The sequence below is a fragment of the Marimonas arenosa genome (assembly GCF_030848945.1).
GTDB classification, from domain to species: domain Bacteria; phylum Pseudomonadota; class Alphaproteobacteria; order Rhodobacterales; family Rhodobacteraceae; genus Marimonas; species Marimonas arenosa.
Window position 1 is genome coordinate 559398 of the sequence record NZ_JANHAX010000001.1, and the last position, 17333, is coordinate 576730.

Genomic DNA, 17333 nt, shown 5'->3' on the forward strand with positions numbered 1-17333 from the left:
CAGCAAGAGGGGTTTCAGACCTCCGGCGACATGATCTGAATCTCGTCACCGTCACGGATCGCCGTGTAGAAACAACTGCGCCGATTAGTATGGCAGGCCGGCCCGGACTGGCGCACCAGCACCAGCAGGCAATCGCGGTCGCAATCGACTCGCAACTCGATCAATTCCTGAACATGTCCGCTGGTCTCGCCCTTGACCCAGAAGGCCTGGCGCGAGCGCGACCAGTAGGTTACCCGCCCGGTTTCGAGCGAACGCCGTACGGCCTCGGCATTCATCCAGGCCAGCATCAGCACCTCGCCAGTGTCGGCCTCCTGCGCGATTGCCGGGATCAGGCCCTGGTCGTTATAGGTTAGGCTACTTTCGTCGAACTGCATCCCGCGCCCCCTTTGCATCCCGGCGTTCGCAGTCTATCTATGCCATGTCGCAGCGCGAGGGAAAGCCCGGGGAGACAGCGATGAGCGAGAACGACCTGATCAAGCTCTATTCCGGGCGTATTCTGGCATTGGCCGCCGATATCCCGCACCTTGATCGTCTTTCCGACCCGGATGCCACGGTGAAACGCCGCGCCCCGCTTTGTGGATCGACCGTCACCGTCGACATCAAACTCGCAGATGGACAAATTTCAGAATACGGGCAGGACGTGAAAGCCTGTGCACTCGGCCAGGCCGCAGCCAGCATCGTCGGCGCCAACATCATCGGCTGCAGCAAGGCGCAGGTCGAGGCGACGCGCGACGCCCTGCGCGAAATGTTGAAATCTGACGGCCCGACACCGCCCGCACCGTTCGAAGAGCTTGAAGTTCTGCGACCGGCCCGTGACTACAAGAACCGCCACGCCTCGATCATGCTGACACTCGAGGCCATCGCGGAAGCTTGGGAAAACGCCGAGAAATCCGCCTGCGCCTGATCGCTCAGCGCTGCAGTGGGCGGATCTTCAGCCGGGCAATGCGGTTGTCCTTGCGCGACAGCACCTCGAAGCGGAAACCGTGGAAGGAAAAAACCTGGCCGGCGGTTGGGATCATCTGCGCCTCGTGAATGACGAGCCCGGCTACGGTGTTGGCGTGTTCGTCCGACAAGGCCCAGTCGGTGGCGCGGTTGAGGTCGCGGATGGTCATTGCCCCGTCGACTATGAAATGTCCATCTTCCGTCTTGCGCACCGGGTGTTCGGCATCGGGGTCGAACTCGTCGGTGATCTCGCCCACGATTTCTTCCAGGATATCCTCGAGCGTGATCAGCCCCTGGAGCGAGCCGTATTCGTCCACCACCAGCGCGAAATGGGTACGGCGGCGCAGGAACTGGCGCATCTGGTCGTCGAGCGTCGTGGTCTCGGGCACGAAATAGGGCTTCATCGCCACGTCCGCGATCTTAAAATCGGTCAAACCGTTGGGCGACGGCGCCGGACCGAACATCAGCTTGTGCATGGCGCGCAGTAGATCCTTGGCATGGACCACACCAATGATGTTGTCGGGGTCGTCGCGAAAGACGGGCAGGCGTGTATGGCTGCTTTCCAGGCATTGCGACAGGATCGCCTCCGGGTCGGTATCGGCGTCCAGCATCTCGATCCCGGAGCGGTGCAACATGATTTCTTCCACCGTACGCTCGGAGAGATCGAGCGCGCCGAGGATGCGGTCACGGTCTTCCTTTTGCACCACACCTTCCGAATGGCCCAGCTGAAGGGCACCGGCGATTTCCTCGCGAACGGCAAGAATATGGCTGTCCGGATCGGTTTGAACCCCGAAAACCCGAAGCATACCGCGCACGAACCATCGCACCGCGCTGACCACCGGAGCGAAGAGCAACACCACCAGTTGGATCGGACGCGAGACCAGAGCGGCTGCGGCCTCGGCGTTGGTAATGGCGTATGTCTTGGGCAGCACCTCGGCGAAAATCAGAACGAGAAACGTCATCACCAGCGTGGCCAGAGCCACCCCGCTTTCGCCGAAAAGGCGTGAGAACAGTGCCGTCGCAAGCGACGCCGCCAGAATATTGACCAGGTTGTTGCCCAAGAGAACCGACCCGATCAGCCGCTCGTTGTCCTCGGTGATTTTCAGCGCCCGGGCGGCGCCGCGCTCGCCCTTGTCGGCGCGGGTTCGAAGCTTGCCACGAGACGCTGCGGTCAGGGCGGTTTCCGACCCGGAAAAGAAACCGGAAAGGATTAGAAGGAAGAGGATCGCACCGGATGTGATCCAAAAGGCGCTGTCGAGGAGCGCAGGGGAAGGTTCCATTTCGGCCGTTTCGGTGGTTATTTCTTTGAAAGGTTATGGGCGTCCCTGCGGCAGTATTCAAGGGGCGCAGCAATCATGAGGGGCGGCGATGCTGCGCGTCGACCACGGTCTGGACCTGGGCGAACTTGGGGGACCGATTCTGGTCTTCGGCGGTCCCTATTCCAAACTCCAGGCGATCCGGGCGATGCGGTTCGAGGCCGCACGGTGCGCTATCCCGTTGGGGAATTGCCTGTGCACGGGGGATGTCGTCACCTATTGCGCCGACCCTGCCGAAACGGTGGCCAAGATCCGCGACTAGGGCTGTGTCGCGCTGGCCGGCAATTGCGAAAAGCAACTCGCAGCTGGCGCTGCCGATTGCGGCTGTGGCTTCGACGCCGGCTTGGTCTGCGATCTGATGTCCGCAGGTTGGCATGCACAGGCCGATGCCGAAATCGGTGCCGAAGACCACGCATGGATGCGCGCCCTACCCAAGTGGCTCAGCTTTCGCCATCGCGTCACGGCGTGCCTTGCCTGTCACGGCGGTTTCTCGGAGATCGACCGGTTCCTGTGGCCGATCTCGGCAGACGATGGCGCCCGGAAAACCCGGTTTGCCCTGCTCGAGTCCGACGGAACCGTCGCCTTTCACAAGCTCTGCTATGAGTGGCAGGACGCCCAGGCCGCGATGCAGATCAAGGGTCTCGCGCAGGGCTATCACACGGCGCTGGAAACAGGCCGTTGGCCCTCCCGAGACATCCTGCCCCCGGCGTTACGTCACTAGCCCTTGTCGGCCTTGCCTTTCGCCAGCGGGTGATGTTCCAGCACCAGCTCGCGCAGGCGTTCGTCCAGCACATGCGTGTAGATCTCGGTCGTGGCCACGTCGGCGTGGCCGAGCATGATCTGGATCGAGCGCAGATCGGCCCCGCCGGCCAGAAGATGAGTCGCAAAGGCATGGCGCAAGGTGTGCGGCGTGACTTTGGCCGGGCTGATGCCGGCTTCAACGGCCAGGTCCTTGATTAGCAGATAGAAGCGATGCCGCGTCAGATGGCCGGACTTGCCGGTCGAGGGGAAGAGAAAGCGCGACGAGGGCCGCCCCTTTTTCCGCACAGCCTCTTCGGTCCGGTCTCGCTCGCCCAGCCAGTCGGCCAGCGCGGCCCGAGCCGGCGGCGACAGCGGCACCAGGCGTTCCTTGCCGCCCTTGCCCAGCACGAGCAGCATACGCGGGTCGCCGCGCGCGGCCATGACCGGCAGTGATACCAGTTCGCTCACTCGCATGCCGGTGGCGTATAGCAGCTGCATCAGACAATGGTTTCGCAAGCGCTCGGCCGGGTTACGACCGTGGCGCTCGGCCGCGGCCAGCAGTCGGTCGACCTCGTCGTGGCTCAGCGTTTTGGGAAGGCGTTTCGCGCGGCCCGGCCCGCGGATCTCGATTGCCGGATTGTCTTCCCGAAGCCCTTCCTCGAAGGCGAACCTATAAAGCTGCTTGATCGCCGACAGCCGACGCGCCCGGGTGGACTGCGCCAGTCCCAAAGCGTCGCAATGCACCAGGTAGGCTTCGATATCCGGGCGCGCCGCCCTGTCCGGCGACAGCCCTCGCCCGGCCAGCCAGGTGGTGAAATCCTGCAGGTCACGACCATAGGCCAACAGTGTGTTCTCGGCCGCGCCCAACTCGGCCGCCTGAACCTCGAGAAAGGCCGAAATCCAGGTGTCGGAGGTCATGCTCAGTTTCCCTGACCCAAAAGCATCAACTGCAAGCCGGCCCGCCGCGCGGTATCTTCGAGGCCGATCACGCGAAACCCGCGTAAGGCATGTTCGATATCGGTCAAGTTGCCTTCGACGCCGCTCGAGAACAGCTCCATCGCGCGCAGAATCGCCTCGCCCAGCCGGCTCTGGTCGAGCAGCGGCACCAGCGGTTGCGGCACGTTCGGATCCGCAAAGGCGCGGGCGATGGTGCGGGCCAACGGGTCACGCGTCACGGCCTCCTGCGGTGCGCCGCGGGCCAGCGCGGCCAGGAAGCGCTCTTCGTCATTCTCAAGGGTCATTCGCCCCGCGATCGATTCATAGTCCGGCGACAAAAGGCCGATGGTCAGGGCCAAACGGTGCGCCTTGCCGGTCAGCGGCAACCTTGCGAGGCCACGGCCATAGAAGCGCGCAAACGGCACTTCTAGATGGGCCGCCTGCATTGCAGTCCAGGCCGCTGGCAAAGTCCGCGCGACGGCTCCGGGGTCGCCCGATTGCATTGCCGTATCGAACCTCTGCAGCGCCTCGACCCGATCCCATATGCCACCCGAAGCGGCCGGATGCCGCGCGGTGTAGACATCGATCAGGCGGTTTTCCGACAACGCTCCGGTGCGGCTCAGCCGTTCGGCCGCCTCGAGTTCGGCCTTCCAGCCCACCGTGTCACGCAGATCGGCCATGGCATAGGCCCGCGGCAACGACGCCGTGGGCAGCGGCGTGCCGGCGGCTTCAAAGAGCCGGAAAACGAGCGGCGAAACTTCGGCCGGCGGGGCAATCTCGATCCCCTCTTCTATCAGTTCCGGGTCGATGAACAGGCTGACGAGTTGCTCCTCAACCGGCGGCATCAACTTTAGAGCTCGCGCCGTATCCAGCATCAGAGCCGCCGCGGCCCAGTCACCGCCCCGCGCCTGGCAGAAGATACGGATAGCCGTGTCCGTGCTCAGAAAAGGGCTTTTGTTCAAGGCATTACAGGCTGTCTCTTCCGTCCCGGACAGCAGCGAAAGATCGAACCATAGGGCGAACAACCCTGGCGTATTCGGCCCGGCCCTCTCGATTAGCGCCTGGGCCGGTTCGATCGCGCCCAGTTCCATCAGCTTCATCACCCTGGCAGAAAGCATCAGGTGTCCGCCGCGCGCATCCCCCGGCGGCTCGGCCTCGGCAAGCAGCAGCGTGTACAGCAGCGACTGCATCGCCGGCAGCCCGAGCACATCCTGCCGCCCGAGCGCCCGCGCCAAATCGGCGCTGCGGCTTGCCTGCCAGAGCGACGGCGGCAGCCCGGTGACACTGGCCGGAAGCAGGCCGACCGCATCGCGCCCGGCCGCGCCGAGCGGCGCCACTGTAACATCCGGGCTCAACGCGCTCTCGGTCACCGGCGGCTCGGGCGCACCGGGCGCCGAGGGTGGCGCCACGCGGGTTGTCACGGGCAGGGGATTGTTCAGCCATTCGATAGCCGAGAGAGGTTGCTGCGCGGCGCCGGGCCCGGGCAGGAATCCGCCTGAAAGACAGGCGGCAGTCAGGGCTTTACGTAGCGTCGAGCTCAATGGTCTTACGAATCTCCTGAACTGGCGGCGAAAAATCCGCTCCGAAAAATGGTCCGATATAGGCATAGGCAACCAACGCGATCATCGCAAGAATTGCCAGAAAAAACAGCCATTTGATGATCCGCCCCATGGTTCCCTGCCCGTGTTCTTCCCCTTTTGGAGCAACTTATAACTGGCCTTTTCGGCAAGATCACGTCATTCAGACGCGAAGTAGGCAAATTGGCATGGGAACGCCGAGGTTCCGCGGCGGCGACGCACGGCAGGTATGGGCTGGAAGATCAAAAAGACGATCGTGCTGGTCGGAATGATGGGCGCCGGCAAGACCGCTGTCGGAAAGGCGCTTGCCGCCCGGCTTGGCGTACCGTTCCTCGACTCCGATGCCGAGTTGATGGCCGCCGCCAACATGACCATCGCCGAGATTTTCGAGCGCTACGGTGAGCCGTTCTTCCGCGCCAAGGAAAGCGAGGTTCTGCGCCGCCTTCTCGAAGGCGCGCAGAAAGGCGTGCTTTCCACCGGAGGCGGCACCTTTCTGTCCGAGCCGAACCGACAGATGATTCACGACAAGGGCGTGTCCGTTTGTTTGCAGGCCGATCTCGACCTGCTGTGGAACCGGGTCAAGCACAAGAATACCCGGCCGCTGCTGCGCACGGCGAACCCGCGCGGGACTCTGGCTGAACTTTTCGCCAGACGCGCGCCGATCTACGCGCTGGCCGATCTCTCGGTCGCGGCCAGCCCGGACTACTCAATCGAGGACATGACCGACAAGGTGATCGAGGCGCTGCGATCGCGGCCGGACGTGCTGGAGGAGACGTGATGAGAGAGGTTGTGCATGTAGGCCTCGGCGCGCGGGCCTATGACATCGAGATTGGTCCCGGGCTTCTGGCTGAAGCCGGGCGGCTGATCGGCCCCCTGCTCAGGCGCCCTATGGTGGCCGTCATTGCTGATGAACGGGTGGCGGATCTGCACCTCGGCAGCCTGCGGGAAGGGCTTGAAAAACAAGGAATTTCACTGGTGTCGATGACCCTTCCATCAGGTGAATCCACCAAGAGCTGGCCGCATTTCACGCGCACGGTGGAATGGCTCCTGGAACAGAAGATCGAGCGTGACGACATGGTCGTCGCTCTGGGCGGTGGGGTGATCGGCGATCTTGTGGGTTTTGCTGCAGCGGTGTTGCGGCGCGGGGTGCGCTTCGTGCAAGTGCCGACAACGCTTCTGGCACAGGTCGACAGCTCGGTCGGCGGCAAGACCGGGATCAATTCGGTCAAGGGCAAGAACCTGATCGGCGCCTTCCACCAGCCCAGCCTGGTTCTAGCCGATACGGAGGTTCTGAGCACGCTGAGCGAACGTGACTTCCTTGCAGGCTACGGTGAGGTTGTCAAATATGGCCTCCTTGGAGATTCGATTTTTTTTCAATGGCTTGAACGAAACGGTTCACGTATCGCGTCCGGCGAAATGGCGGCCCGCATCGCCGCCGTGAAACGCTCCTGCGAGATGAAGGCCGAAATCGTGGCGCGCGACGAGACCGAACAAGGCGAGCGGGCGTTACTCAATCTAGGCCATACCTTTTGCCATTCCCTTGAAGCAGCGACCGATTATTCCGACCGGCTCCTGCATGGTGAGGGCGTGGCCATCGGCTGTGCGCTGGCCTTCGAGGTCTCGGCCCGGATGGGCCTGTGCGCCCAGGAAGACCCAAGCCGCGTGCGCGCTCACCTGCGCGACATGAAGATGAAGGTTGATCTTGCTGATATTCCAGGTGATTTGCCGAACGCTGATGCTCTGATCTCGCTTATGATGCAGGACAAAAAAGTGCGCGATGGACGGATCAACTTCATCATGGCGCGTGGCATCGGCGAGGCCTTCGTCACCCCGGATGTCGACCTCGATCTGGTGCGCACGGTCCTGGGCGACGCGCTGGCGGCAAAAAGTTAATCCCACCGAACGGTCGATTGCGCCGGTATGGCAGCCTGGCTGGCACGCTGGCTGGCGCCCCGTATTGCGAGCAAAAGCCTCGGGAATTAACGACTCCTTGAGTAAATGCTGCGTTCGCACCCTGCCCCGGGAACTCCGGCGGGTTGGGAGACGTGCCCGCCGGGGCCTGCGCTCTCTCGGGATCCCTCTTGCCGAACAACCTTGCAGGCACCGGACCTGAGCGCGATCAAACCTGCCGGCGCCGGCATACCGAGGTCTCAGGCGCGCAGACGCTCGCCTTTCGGATCGAACGGCGGTTCGGCCAGGATACGGGCGCGGTGCGGGCGTCCGAGGATCATCACCTCGACCGCTTCGCCCGGTTCGGCGTTTTTCACGTAACCCAGGGCCAGGCTCGTCCCAACGGAATAGCCGTAAGCGCCGGAGGTGACCTTGCCGATACCGACACCGCCCTTGAAGATCGGCTCACCGCCGGTGGCATCGGCATTCGACGCCGTGACATCCCCCTCGTCAATCGCCAGCAGCACCAGGGTTTCACGCGCCGGTTTCGCCATGACCTCGGCAGCGGCGCGTTTGTGCAGAAAATCCTTCTGCATCTTCACCAGCCGGTCGAGTCCGACCTCCTGCGGCCAGTATTCCGGGGAGTATTCCCGGCTCCAAGATCCATAGCCCTTCTCGATCCGCAAAGACATAAGCGCCCGCGATCCCACCGGCACCGCGCCAAATTCGCGTCCCGCCTCGATCAGCGCCTGATAAAGCCGCTGCTGATCCTCGGTGGCGCAATGCAGTTCCCATCCAAGATCGCCGGTGAACGACACCCGAAGCGCAATGCACTCCACCCCCGCCAGCTCGATCCTTTTCGAGCGCATGAAAGGGAAATCCTCGGTCGCCAGAGAGGTATTGGTCAGGCGCTGCAACATCTCGCGCGAGCGCGGACCAGCGACGTTGAAGCCGCAAACCGCCTCGGTCATCGGCTCGAATGTCGTGCCCGCCGGCAGCGGCACCATGTCGTAGAACCGCTTCTGGTAACGCTCGGCCATGCCGGAGCTGACGATCCAGAACTCGTCTTCAGCCAACCGCGTAACGGTGGCATCGCCGGCAATGCCGCCACGCTTGCCGATCAGCGGCGTCAGGCAGGACCGGCCCACCGTCTTGGGCATGGTGTTGGCGAAGACGGCGTTCAACCAGTCCTCGGCCCCTGCCCCCTTGACCCGGTACTTGGCGAAGTTCGAGATGTCGATGATGCCGGCGGCGGCGCGCAGGGCGCGGCATTCCTCGCCCACCGGCCCCCACCAGTTCTGCCGGGTGAAGCCATTGGTATCCCCGGTGCCGGGCTCGCCGGCGAACCACAGCGGGTGTTCCCAGCCGTAGTTGAGCCCCATGACAGCGCCCATGTCTTTTTGCATCTCGTAAACCGGTCGGGTGCGCACCGGGCGGCCGGCCTCGCGTTCCTCGCCCGGGAAATGGATGCTGAAACGGTGGGCATACTGATTTTCGACCCGCGCCTTGGTGAATTCTTTCGTGGCCCAACTGCCGAAACGGGTGACGTCCCAGACGAACATGTCCATCGTGGTTTCGCCCTCGACGATCCATTCGGCGGCGAGCTTGCCCATACCCCCGGACTGGGAGAAGCCGGGAATGATACCGTTGCAGCAGAAGTAGTTCTTCCGTTCCGGCACCGGACCGAACAGCACGTTGGAATCCGGCGACCAGATCATCGGCCCGTTGATCACCCGCTTGATGCCGGCCTCGCCGACCGCCGGAACGCGGTCGATGGCGCGCATCATGTTGTCCTCGATACGTTCGAGGTCGTCGGCGAAGAGCTCGTGACCGAAACCCTGCGGTGTGCCGTCTTCGGCCCAGAACCGCATGTCGCGCTCGTAGGCGCCGACCAGCAGGCCAAGCCCTTCCTGGCGCAGGTAATATTCACCGTCGCGGTCGGCCACCGACGGCAGGCGGCGGTCGAGCGCGGCGATGGCGGGGATGGTTTCGGTGACGAAATACTGGTGTTCGGTCGGCATCAGCGGCAGGGTGAGGCCCGCCATCGCCGCCACCTCGCGGCCCCAGAGCCCGGCGGCGTTGATCACCCAATCCGCCCTGATATCGCCTTTGGGGGTGCGCACGATCCAGCTGCCATCGGGTTGCTGTTCGGTCCCGGTGACGGGGGTAAACCGCAGGATCTCGGCGCCGTTCTGGCGCGCGCCCAAGGCATAGGCGTTGGTCACGCCCGAGGGATCGACATTGCCGCCGTCGGGTTCGTACATGATGCAGCGGATCCCGTCGAAATCGACCAGCGGATGCAGGCGTTCGGCCTCGTCCCGGTCGATCTGGTAGAAGTTCATGCCATAGAGTTTCGCCTTGGCAGCCTGGAGCATGAGCTGGTGCTCGCGGTCTTCGGTCTGGGCGAGGTAAAGCGAGCCGGGCTGGAACACGCCGCAGGACTGGCCGGTTTCCTGTTCCAGTTCCTTGTAGAGGTTCATCGTGTAGTGCTGCAGACGGGTGATGTTGGTGTTGTCGTGCAGCCCGTGGATGTTGGCGGCCGCGTGCCAGGTGGACCCGGAGGTCAACTCGTCGCGTTCCAGAAGGACGATATCGGTCCAGCCCAGCTTGGTCAGATGATACAGGATCGAGCAGCCGATCAATCCTCCGCCGATCACAACGGCTTGGGCATGGGTGCGCATGGCAAACCTCTTCGAATGCGAGTCTTCGACCAGACTGGCCCGCTCTTCAAGCCGCTGATTGCCCGAATGCGACGTCTGCGGTCGCTGCGTGACATGAAAGGGCGAATGCGCCAAGGTCTGGTGGCCGCGAGAAAAACACGGGAGGGCTGGCAATGAAAACCACTGCACGGGTTGTGGTGATCGGCGGCGGGGTGGTCGGGTGTTCGGTGCTCTATCACCTGACCAAGCTGGGCTGGTCGGACGTGATGCTGGTGGAACGCTCGGACCTGACCAGCGGCTCCACCTGGCACGCCGCGGGCGGCTTTCACACCCTTAACGGCGACACCAACATGGCGGCGCTGCAGGGCTACACCATCCGGCTTTACAAGGAGTTGGAGGAGATCACCGGCATGTCCTGCGGGCTGCACCATGTCGGCGGCGTGACGCTGGCCGACAACCGCGACCGGATGGACATGCTTTTGGCCGAGCGCGCCAAGCACCGCTACATGGGGCTGGAAACCGAGATCGTGGGGCCGGAGGAGATCAGGACGATCGCGCCGGTCACCAATGTCGAGGGCGTGATCGGGGCGCTCTATGATCCGCTGGACGGGCATCTCGATCCGTCAGGCACGACCCATGCCTATGCCAAGGCGGCGCGAATGGGCGGCGCCACGATCGAAACCCACTGCATGGTCAAGGAAACCAACCAGCGGGCCGACGGGTCGTGGGACGTGGTGACTGACAAGGGCACCATCCGTGCCGAGCATGTGGTCAACGCGGGTGGGCTTTGGGCGCGCGAGGTCGGCGCCATGGCGGGGGTGTATTTCCCGCTGCACCCGATGGAGCATCAGTACCTGGTGACCGAAGAGATCCCCGAGATCGCCGAGATCGTCGATGCGGGCGGCGAACACCCGCATGTGATGGACCCGGCCGGCGAAAGCTATCTGCGGCAGGAAGGACGCGGGCTGTGTATCGGGTTCTACGAACAGCCCTGCCGTCCCTGGGCCATCGATGGCACACCCTGGTCATTCGGCCACGAGCTGCTGCCCGATGATTTCGACAAGATCGAAAACTCGATCGCGTTTGCCTACAAACGCTTCCCGGTGCTCGAGCGCGCAGGAGTCAAAACGGTGATCCACGGCCCCTTTACTTTTGCGCCTGACGGGAACCCGCTGGTCGGACCGGTGCCGGGGATGCGCAACTACTGGTCGGCCTGCGCGGTGATGGCGGGGTTCAGCCAGGGCGGCGGTGTCGGGCTGATGCTGGCGCAATGGATGATCGAAGGCGAGACCGAGCGCGACACTTTCGCCATGGACTGCGCCCGGTTCGGCGACTGGATCACGCCGGGTTTTACAAGGCCCAAGGTCATCGAGAATTACCAGAAGCGGTTTTCCGTCAGTTACCCCAACGAGGAACTGCCCGCGGCCCGACCGTTCCGGCAGACGCCGATGTACGACGTGTTCGACCAGATGGGCGCGGTCTGGGGCGCGCAATACGGGCTGGAGGTTCCCAACTACTTCGCCGAGGCCGACGAGCCGCACTACGAAACCCCGACCTTCCGTCGCTCGAACGCCTGGGAGGCGACCCGGCGCGAGGTGAAGGCCGTCCGCCAAAGCGTTGGAATCAATGAGGTTCACAATTTCGGCAAGTATCTGGTCACAGGTCCCAATGCCCACTCCTGGCTTGATCGGATCATGGCCGGGCGCATCCCCGCGCCGGGGCGCGTGTCGCTGACCCCGATGCTGAGCGAAAAAGGACGGCTGATCGGCGATTTCACCGTCTCCTGTCTCTCCGACGAGGCCTATCAGCTCACGGCGTCTTACGGCGCGCAGGCCTATCACATGCGCTGGTTCGAAAAGCATGGCGCCGACGGAGTCCGGGTCGAGAACATTTCCGACCGGCTCAACGGGTTCCAGATTGCCGGCCCGAAGGCGCGCGACGTGCTGCAGGCCTGCACCCGCACCGACATCTCGGGGATGCGGTTCATGGATCTGCGGCAGCTCACCGTCGGCATGGTCGACTGTCTGGTGCAGCGGGTCTCTTACACCGGCGACCTCGGGTATGAGATCTATTGCGACCCGATCGCACAGCGCAGCCTTTGGGACACCCTGTGGCAGGCCGGGCAGCCACACGGTATGAAACCATTCGGTATGCGGGCGATGATGTCGCTCCGGCTCGACAAGTTTTTCGGCTCCTGGCTGCGCGAGTTTTCGCCCGACTACACTCCCGGGGAAACCGGGCTGGATCGCTTTATCTCCTGGTCGAAAGATATTGAATTCATTGGGCGAAAAGCCGCCGAAGACGAGCGCTCCAGAGGCCCGTCCCGCAAGCTGATCGCCTTCGAAGTCGATGCCGGCGACGCCGATGTCGTCGCCTATGAACCGATCTGGCTTGACGGTGAGGTGATCGGGTTCTGCACCTCGGGCGGGTATTCGCACCATGGCGACAAGAGCATCGCCCTGGGCCTGGTGCCGAAAGACGCCGCCGGCGAGGGGCTGGAGGTCGAGATCGAAATCCTCGGGCAGATGCGGCCGGCCCGGCGGATCTCAACACCGCTCTTCGATGCTGACGGGGCCCGGATGCGCGGTTAGGCTGCGCTTATGACGACGGTTTTGATCCTAATTCCAGCCGCCGGCGCCGCGCGCCGGATGCGCGGGCGCGACAAGCTCTTGGAAGACATCGACGGCGAGCCGGCGCTGGTTCGTCAGGTGCGGCGGGCGCTGGCTACCGGTGCGCGGGTTTATGTGCCGCTGTCGCAGGAGCATCCGCAGAGGGCGGCGGCGTTGGCTCCGATCGGGTCTCCGGCGCTGCTCTCCGAGACGATTGACGGCCGCGACGGCATGTCGGTCTCGATCCGGGCCGCAGCACGACTGGCGCAATCCGACAACGGAGACGCCGCCGTCGATGGGCTGATGATTCTGCCGGCTGACATGCCCGAACTTGAAACCGACGATCTTAAGGCGGTGATCGCCTCTTTCACGCAGTCGCCGGACCGCATTCATCGCGGTGCAACGGCCGATGGCCGCCCCGGCCATCCGGTGATCTTCCCACGCCGGCTGTTTCCGGCGCTCGACGCACTTACCGGGGACGAAGGCGCCCGCTCGGTTCTGACCGGGCAAGACGTGTGCCTGGTCGCTCTTCCGGAAAACCATGCTCTGACCGATCTCGACACGCCCGAGGAATGGGCGGCCTGGAGCGCTGCGCGGTGTCCCGGGTCTGGCTGAATTTTGACCGTCAGGCGACCGAGGTCATCGCGATGACGTTGTCTTGGTGCGGCACGGGCTTCATGCAGGCCGGCAGGATGATTTCGTCCACGCCCTGAAAGACGATGCTGTCGGCGCCATCCGTGATTAAACCACTGTTCTCGCCGGTCCAGACGATATCGACCGGGTCCGACAAGCGGGACAGGTCGATCTTGCGATAGACCGGGCCGCAGGGCCCGCCGATAATCATGTCTTCGCCGATCCCGAGCCGGCTCGGCACGACCACGAAAACCCGGTCGACGTCCTGCGGCGCGGTGACCGTGACGTCGGCGTTGATGAAACTACTCGCACTCATTTTTGTCTTACCTTTTCTCACACTGCCCCCGCCTGTCATGCGCGGGCACCCATTACCACGAGGTCACGCTGTCAGGCCGGTGTGGCGAAAATCGGGTAAACTTGAGGGGTTTTTCTGCCAGAGCACTGCCAAATCGCTCCGGCACAACGAAAACGGGAAGGGACCTAAGCCCCTTCCCGACACCCGGGCACGGGTTTGGAAATGCCCGGGTGTGCTGCATATAGAATCAACCAAAAAGGCGGGACCTCAGACCATACCTGGCCCCTGCCCCGTGTTTCCGACAGCCTCTCGTTTCGGAAGCCGCATGTCCGGTGTCAGAGGACCAGCAGGCGTGCCTCATGCTTTTTCAACGAGCGGCGCGCCGCGGTGTAGTTCTCGACTCCTTCCTCAGTCTCAAGATCGGGAAACACTTCGAAAATCTTGCTGCGCTGCGCCTGACCCAAGCCGTTCAGCACGCCGGGTCCGGGCTGAAAGCTCTCGGTCCAGGCACCGTTCGAAAGCACAACCTCGTGGCGGTCGAACATGAAATGCAGGTAGGTGACTCCCAGCGTGCCGATTTCGTCCACCCCTGGCAGATCGGTCAGGTACTTGGCCGCGACCAGCACTTCCCGGTCCTCGAAGTAGAGTTGCACCGTGTCGCCGGTGATCAACAGCCGGTGCTGCGGGCTGACCATCATGTCGAACTCGGGCAGATTGTGGCCGAGACTGCCTTTCTGGATCAGGATCGGGCGCAGATGCGGCGCGCGGGCCAGTTCGAAACCCGTTGCCGTGTGCGAGCCGATCCAGCGGATCTCCTGGATACCGTTGTCGCGGGTGATGATCTGGTCGCCCGGCTTCAGATCTTCCACCGGGCGCTCGCCTGTCGGCGTGGCAATGGCAGAGCCGGGGGTGAAGCAGGGAACGGTCTGCGCGATATCCGCGGTGCCGAGCGTGCCGGTCACGTCGCCCGCATCCACCGGCTGCGGGCGTCCCGAACCGGTGCCGCCTGTTTCGAAAAGCCTGCAGTGCAGACCGAGATCAGCCATCATCAGACCCTTTCCATCACCCCCGAAGCCGCTGCAAGCCCCGGGCCTCCGGCCGCGTGCCCGTGTCTGCGGCGGACGCGCAGTCTCGCTTCAGCCTGCGACTCACGAGAAAACTTTGAAAAGGCGGGCGACGATCCGGCACGCGGGGCGCCCGTTTGACGGCTTCAGCGCCAGCCTCGGTTGGTGACCGACCCGGGCCCACGCTCCTTTTCGCATCTCCCCGATGCATCACATTTCAACGGCCGCCCCATGGCCATCAGACATGCCCCCCAGTCGGGCACGTTCATTCATACGGCCACATTTCTTCCCGACAAACCGGGTTTTTGACCAAAAGAAGGCAGCACGGCCCCCCTTTCCGCGCGCGACTGCCCTGATTTCGCCCCATTTCGTGGCCCCAACCAGGCAATTGTTTCCAATCCCGAGTGCCGGTTGTCCCGTCTCCAAGGCTTGTTTATCAGCCCTGCCCCCGACAGCTGCCGGCTGTTTCGCGACACCCCGACGGCAGCGATTGTTTCCGCTTTGAAAACAGTGACGATGGACGGCCTCACGACGAAAAACGGCGAAACCGTGGTGATTTCTGGTCAAGTATTGACCCCGGATTGGACCCCAATCCGCCAGAACATCGCGAATTGGCCACAAATTGCGGCGGGCAGCGTTAAACCGCGCCCGAATCAACCCATTGAAATCCCCTATAGTTCCCGGCCGCCCCGCACCGCACCGCACCCGTTGCCCCGGCCCTCACGGCGGTGTCGCGGGACACCGCGCGCGCCGTAGCGCGACCGGGAACGCGCGGGGCCGGCCGCGGTCGGCACCGCGGGTGGCGGTTTGTGTTGGTGGTACCCAAGGTCGGACTCGAACCGACAAGGCCGTTAAGCCGGGGGATTTTGAATCCCCTGTGTCTACCAATTCCACCACTTGGGCATCTGGCTTGGTTCCCCTCATTTAGCGTGCGCGGGCGGCCGGGAAAAGGGCAAAATACCACCCGGAGGCAAAGCCCCGTCGCGCCGGTGCCGGGCTTTTTTTTGGTTCAGGCCGAAGCGCCTTGTGTTATAGGGGCCGCAGGAACAGGCACGGGGCGAACCGCGCGAAACGAGGCAGACCGGGCAATGCTGCGCAGGCTTTACGACTGGACGATGCGACTGGCGGATCACCCGCACGCGATGTGGGCGCTGGCTGTCGTGGCCTTCATTGAAAGCTCGGTGTTCCCGATCCCGCCCGACGTGATCATGATCCCGATGATCCTGGCGAGACCGCACCGGGCCTGGGCCATCGCCGGCGTCGCGCTCGCGGCGTCGGTGATCGGCGGGCTTCTGGGCTATGCCATCGGCGCGCTGGCCTATGAACAGCTTGGCCAGCCGATCCTGGAAAGCATGGGCAAGGCCGACGCGATGGAGAGCTTCAACGCCAAATTCAACGATTTCGGTTTCTGGGCCGTGCTGACTGCCGGGATGACGCCCTTTCCCTACAAGGTCATCACCATCATGTCGGGTTGGACCGGCCTGCCGCTTGGCACCTTCATCGCCACGTCGATCCTTGCCCGTGGCCTGCGGTTCTTTATCGTTGCCGCGCTGCTGTGGAAATACGGCGCACCCATTCGTGACTTCATCGAACGCCGACTGGGCTTTATGTTCATCCTGTTCGTGGCGCTACTGGTCGCTGGCTTTTACGTCGTGAGGTACTTGTGATGCTGAAAAGATTGATGTCCCGGCCCAATCTGATCCTGCTGGCCGCCGGCGGCTCGGCGGCGATGATGATCGGCGCGCTGCTGTTCCAGTACGTCGGAGACATGGCGCCCTGCAAGTTGTGCTATTGGCAGCGTTACCCGCATGTCGCGGCGATTGGCATCGGGGTGATCGCCTTGATGGTGCCGGGGCGGCTGTTCCCTCTGCTCGGGGCCCTGGCGGCACTGACCACGGCCGGAATCGGCGTCTACCATACAGGGATCGAGCGCGCCTGGTGGCCGGGACCGGAAAGCTGCACCGGCAGCGGCGGCGGGCTGGGTGGCCTGTCGGGTACCGATCTTCTGAGCACCGCCGCGCCCACGGGCCTGGTGCTGTGCGACGAGGTCGCCTGGGAGATGTTCGGCCTCAGCATGGCAAGCTGGAACGCCGCGGCCTCGTTCGGCTTTGCCTGCCTGTGGCTGATGGCCGCCCGCAGCCGGGTGTGACCGGAACCAGCACCAACGACAGTCCGGTCGATCTCAGCGCCGCGCGGTCTTGCGGGTGCTGAGCAGAAGCGAGGTTTCCGAGGTGGCCACCCCGTCGAAGCGGCGGATCCGGGCGAGAATGTCGTCGAATTCCTCGAGCGTGGCGGTGCCAATTTCGGCAATCACATCCCAGCGACCGTTGGTGGTATGCGTCGCCCGCACCGCCGGCAAACCGTTCAGCTGGCGGATGATCCGGTCGGCGCCGCGGCCCTCGACCCCGATCATCATCAGCCCGCGCACCGGATCGGCCTGCGCGTCGGCCTTGAGCACCACCGAAAAGCCCAGCACCTCGCCGCTTGCCAGCAACCGCTCGATACGCGAACGCACCGTGGTGCGCGACACGCCGAGATACCCGGCGAGATCGGACAGCGACGCGCGCGCATCGTGGCGCAAGGCAGAGATGAGTTTCTGATCCGTCCCATCCATTTCGGCATATTCCAATTCCGTTTCGCCAATATACTTAGCTATTTGGCCAAAATGAC

The 17333-nt window shown here is 63.6% G+C and carries 17 protein-coding genes, 1 tRNA gene and 1 pseudogene; 9 read left to right on the top strand and 10 right to left on the bottom strand.

Translation table 11 applies throughout. The annotated features are described in order from the left end of the window. Window positions 1-14: 14 nt before the first annotated feature. On the bottom strand, window positions 15-374 hold the full coding sequence (hisI, locus tag NO357_RS02705) for a phosphoribosyl-AMP cyclohydrolase (protein WP_306734073.1): 360 nt from the start codon (window positions 372-374) through the stop codon (window positions 15-17). An 80-nt stretch (window positions 375-454) separates the two neighbouring features. Between hisI and NO357_RS02710 the strand changes: the two genes are divergently transcribed. Continuing rightward, on the top strand, window positions 455-904 hold the full coding sequence (locus tag NO357_RS02710) for an iron-sulfur cluster assembly scaffold protein (RefSeq protein WP_306734074.1): 450 nt from the start codon (window positions 455-457) through the stop codon (window positions 902-904). Window positions 905-908: 4 nt separating this feature from the next. Here NO357_RS02710 and NO357_RS02715 read toward each other — a convergent pair whose 3' ends face one another. Continuing rightward, window positions 909-2222: an HlyC/CorC family transporter gene (locus tag NO357_RS02715; protein WP_306734075.1), complete on the bottom strand. Its 1314-nt coding sequence runs from the start codon at window positions 2220-2222 to the stop codon at window positions 909-911. 88 nt (window positions 2223-2310) lie between these two features. On the opposite strand from NO357_RS02715, the gene NO357_RS02720 reads away from it, so the two are divergent. Next, entirely contained in the window at window positions 2311-2520 is a 210-nt protein-coding gene (locus tag NO357_RS02720) for a hypothetical protein (protein WP_306734076.1), read from the top strand. Window positions 2521-2616: 96 nt separating this feature from the next. Beyond that, a complete protein-coding gene (locus tag NO357_RS02725) occupies window positions 2617-2979 on the top strand; it encodes a hypothetical protein (RefSeq protein WP_306734077.1) in 363 nt (120 codons plus the stop codon). On the opposite strand, the gene NO357_RS02730 is transcribed toward NO357_RS02725, so the two are convergent. Genes NO357_RS02730 through NO357_RS02740 form a run of 3 tightly spaced genes read right to left on the bottom strand, consistent with a single transcriptional unit; the run spans window position 2976 to window position 5606 of the window. Next, window positions 2976-3917: a site-specific tyrosine recombinase XerD gene (locus NO357_RS02730; protein WP_306734078.1), complete on the bottom strand. Its 942-nt coding sequence runs from the start codon at window positions 3915-3917 to the stop codon at window positions 2976-2978. The two genes, NO357_RS02725 and NO357_RS02730, sit on opposite strands and share 4 nt — an antisense overlap. Before the next feature lie 2 nt (window positions 3918-3919). Further along, window positions 3920-5476 (bottom strand): hypothetical protein, encoded by a 1557-nt coding sequence (locus tag NO357_RS02735; RefSeq protein WP_306734079.1) that lies wholly within the window; start codon window positions 5474-5476, stop codon window positions 3920-3922. Continuing rightward, the gene (locus NO357_RS02740) at window positions 5457-5606 is read right to left on the bottom strand and encodes a hypothetical protein (RefSeq protein ID WP_306734080.1); all 150 of its coding nucleotides are present in this window, start codon (window positions 5604-5606) and stop codon (window positions 5457-5459) included. Before NO357_RS02740 ends, NO357_RS02735 begins: the two co-directional genes overlap by 20 nt. 135 nt (window positions 5607-5741) lie before the next feature. On the opposite strand from NO357_RS02740, the gene NO357_RS02745 reads away from it, so the two are divergent. Both NO357_RS02745 and aroB read left to right on the top strand, forming a co-directional pair. Continuing rightward, entirely contained in the window at window positions 5742-6290 is a 549-nt protein-coding gene (locus tag NO357_RS02745; RefSeq protein WP_306734081.1) for a shikimate kinase, read from the top strand. After that, window positions 6290-7405 carry a 3-dehydroquinate synthase gene (gene aroB / locus NO357_RS02750; protein ID WP_306734082.1) on the top strand — a complete coding sequence of 372 codons (1116 nt, stop codon included), beginning with the start codon at window positions 6290-6292 and terminating at the stop codon, window positions 7403-7405. The genes NO357_RS02745 and aroB overlap by 1 nt, the downstream gene beginning before the upstream one ends. Window positions 7406-7662: 257 nt before the next feature. Here aroB and NO357_RS02755 read toward each other — a convergent pair whose 3' ends face one another. Further along, a complete protein-coding gene (locus tag NO357_RS02755; RefSeq protein ID WP_306734083.1) occupies window positions 7663-10083 on the bottom strand; it encodes a GcvT family protein in 2421 nt (806 codons plus the stop codon). Between the two features lie 152 nt (window positions 10084-10235). On the opposite strand from NO357_RS02755, the gene NO357_RS02760 reads away from it, so the two are divergent. After that, on the top strand, window positions 10236-12653 hold the full coding sequence (locus NO357_RS02760) for a GcvT family protein (RefSeq protein ID WP_306734084.1): 2418 nt from the start codon (window positions 10236-10238) through the stop codon (window positions 12651-12653). Between the two features lie 9 nt (window positions 12654-12662). Beyond that, window positions 12663-13286 carry a nucleotidyltransferase family protein gene (locus tag NO357_RS02765; RefSeq protein WP_306734085.1) on the top strand — a complete coding sequence of 208 codons (624 nt, stop codon included), beginning with the start codon at window positions 12663-12665 and terminating at the stop codon, window positions 13284-13286. Window positions 13287-13296: 10 nt separating this feature from the next. On the opposite strand, the gene NO357_RS02770 is transcribed toward NO357_RS02765, so the two are convergent. The 3 genes and pseudogenes from NO357_RS02770 to NO357_RS02780 all read right to left on the bottom strand — a co-directional run bounded on the left by NO357_RS02770 (window position 13297) and on the right by NO357_RS02780 (window position 15566). Beyond that, window positions 13297-13620: a hypothetical protein gene (locus NO357_RS02770; RefSeq protein ID WP_306734086.1), complete on the bottom strand. Its 324-nt coding sequence runs from the start codon at window positions 13618-13620 to the stop codon at window positions 13297-13299. 314 nt (window positions 13621-13934) lie between these two features. Further along, window positions 13935-14567 (bottom strand): annotated as a pseudogene (locus tag NO357_RS02775) (Hint domain-containing protein); the annotation flags it as partial. A gap of 912 nt (window positions 14568-15479) precedes the next feature. Further along, a tRNA-Leu gene (locus NO357_RS02780) sits at window positions 15480-15566 on the bottom strand. A gap of 185 nt (window positions 15567-15751) precedes the next feature. Here NO357_RS02780 and NO357_RS02785 point away from each other — a divergent pair. Then, complete coding sequence (locus NO357_RS02785) at window positions 15752-16330, top strand: YqaA family protein (RefSeq protein ID WP_306734087.1); 579 nt, start codon at window positions 15752-15754, stop codon at window positions 16328-16330. Beyond that, the gene (locus NO357_RS02790) at window positions 16330-16812 is read left to right on the top strand and encodes a disulfide bond formation protein B (protein ID WP_306734088.1); all 483 of its coding nucleotides are present in this window, start codon (window positions 16330-16332) and stop codon (window positions 16810-16812) included. Before NO357_RS02785 ends, NO357_RS02790 begins: the two co-directional genes overlap by 1 nt. A gap of 33 nt (window positions 16813-16845) precedes the next feature. Here NO357_RS02790 and NO357_RS02795 read toward each other — a convergent pair whose 3' ends face one another. Next, entirely contained in the window at window positions 16846-17277 is a 432-nt protein-coding gene (locus NO357_RS02795) for an Lrp/AsnC family transcriptional regulator (RefSeq protein WP_306734089.1), read from the bottom strand. Window positions 17278-17333 lie beyond the last annotated feature (56 nt).

What these genes read in the sequence shown, in the direction of transcription:
- NO357_RS02790 (WP_306734088.1), top strand. Translation starts at nt 16,330, where the DNA reads ATGCTGAAAAGATTGATGTCCCGGCCCAATCTGATCCTGCTGGCCGCC.
- NO357_RS02795 (WP_306734089.1), bottom strand. Translation starts at nt 17,277, where the DNA reads ATGGATGGGACGGATCAGAAACTCATCTCTGCCTTGCGCCACGATGCG.
- NO357_RS02715 (WP_306734075.1), bottom strand. Translation starts at nt 2,222, where the DNA reads ATGGAACCTTCCCCTGCGCTCCTCGACAGCGCCTTTTGGATCACATCC.
- NO357_RS02770 (WP_306734086.1), bottom strand. Translation starts at nt 13,620, where the DNA reads ATGAGTGCGAGTAGTTTCATCAACGCCGACGTCACGGTCACCGCGCCG.
- NO357_RS02760 (WP_306734084.1), top strand. Translation starts at nt 10,236, where the DNA reads ATGAAAACCACTGCACGGGTTGTGGTGATCGGCGGCGGGGTGGTCGGG.
- NO357_RS02785 (WP_306734087.1), top strand. Translation starts at nt 15,752, where the DNA reads ATGCTGCGCAGGCTTTACGACTGGACGATGCGACTGGCGGATCACCCG.
- NO357_RS02725 (WP_306734077.1), top strand. Translation starts at nt 2,617, where the DNA reads ATGTCCGCAGGTTGGCATGCACAGGCCGATGCCGAAATCGGTGCCGAA.
- NO357_RS02745 (WP_306734081.1), top strand. Translation starts at nt 5,742, where the DNA reads ATGGGCTGGAAGATCAAAAAGACGATCGTGCTGGTCGGAATGATGGGC.
- NO357_RS02710 (WP_306734074.1), top strand. Translation starts at nt 455, where the DNA reads ATGAGCGAGAACGACCTGATCAAGCTCTATTCCGGGCGTATTCTGGCA.
- NO357_RS02755 (WP_306734083.1), bottom strand. Translation starts at nt 10,083, where the DNA reads ATGCGCACCCATGCCCAAGCCGTTGTGATCGGCGGAGGATTGATCGGC.
- hisI (WP_306734073.1), bottom strand. Translation starts at nt 374, where the DNA reads ATGCAGTTCGACGAAAGTAGCCTAACCTATAACGACCAGGGCCTGATC.
- aroB (WP_306734082.1), top strand. Translation starts at nt 6,290, where the DNA reads ATGAGAGAGGTTGTGCATGTAGGCCTCGGCGCGCGGGCCTATGACATC.
- NO357_RS02740 (WP_306734080.1), bottom strand. Translation starts at nt 5,606, where the DNA reads ATGGGGCGGATCATCAAATGGCTGTTTTTTCTGGCAATTCTTGCGATG.
- NO357_RS02730 (WP_306734078.1), bottom strand. Translation starts at nt 3,917, where the DNA reads ATGACCTCCGACACCTGGATTTCGGCCTTTCTCGAGGTTCAGGCGGCC.
- NO357_RS02720 (WP_306734076.1), top strand. Translation starts at nt 2,311, where the DNA reads ATGCTGCGCGTCGACCACGGTCTGGACCTGGGCGAACTTGGGGGACCG.
- NO357_RS02765 (WP_306734085.1), top strand. Translation starts at nt 12,663, where the DNA reads ATGACGACGGTTTTGATCCTAATTCCAGCCGCCGGCGCCGCGCGCCGG.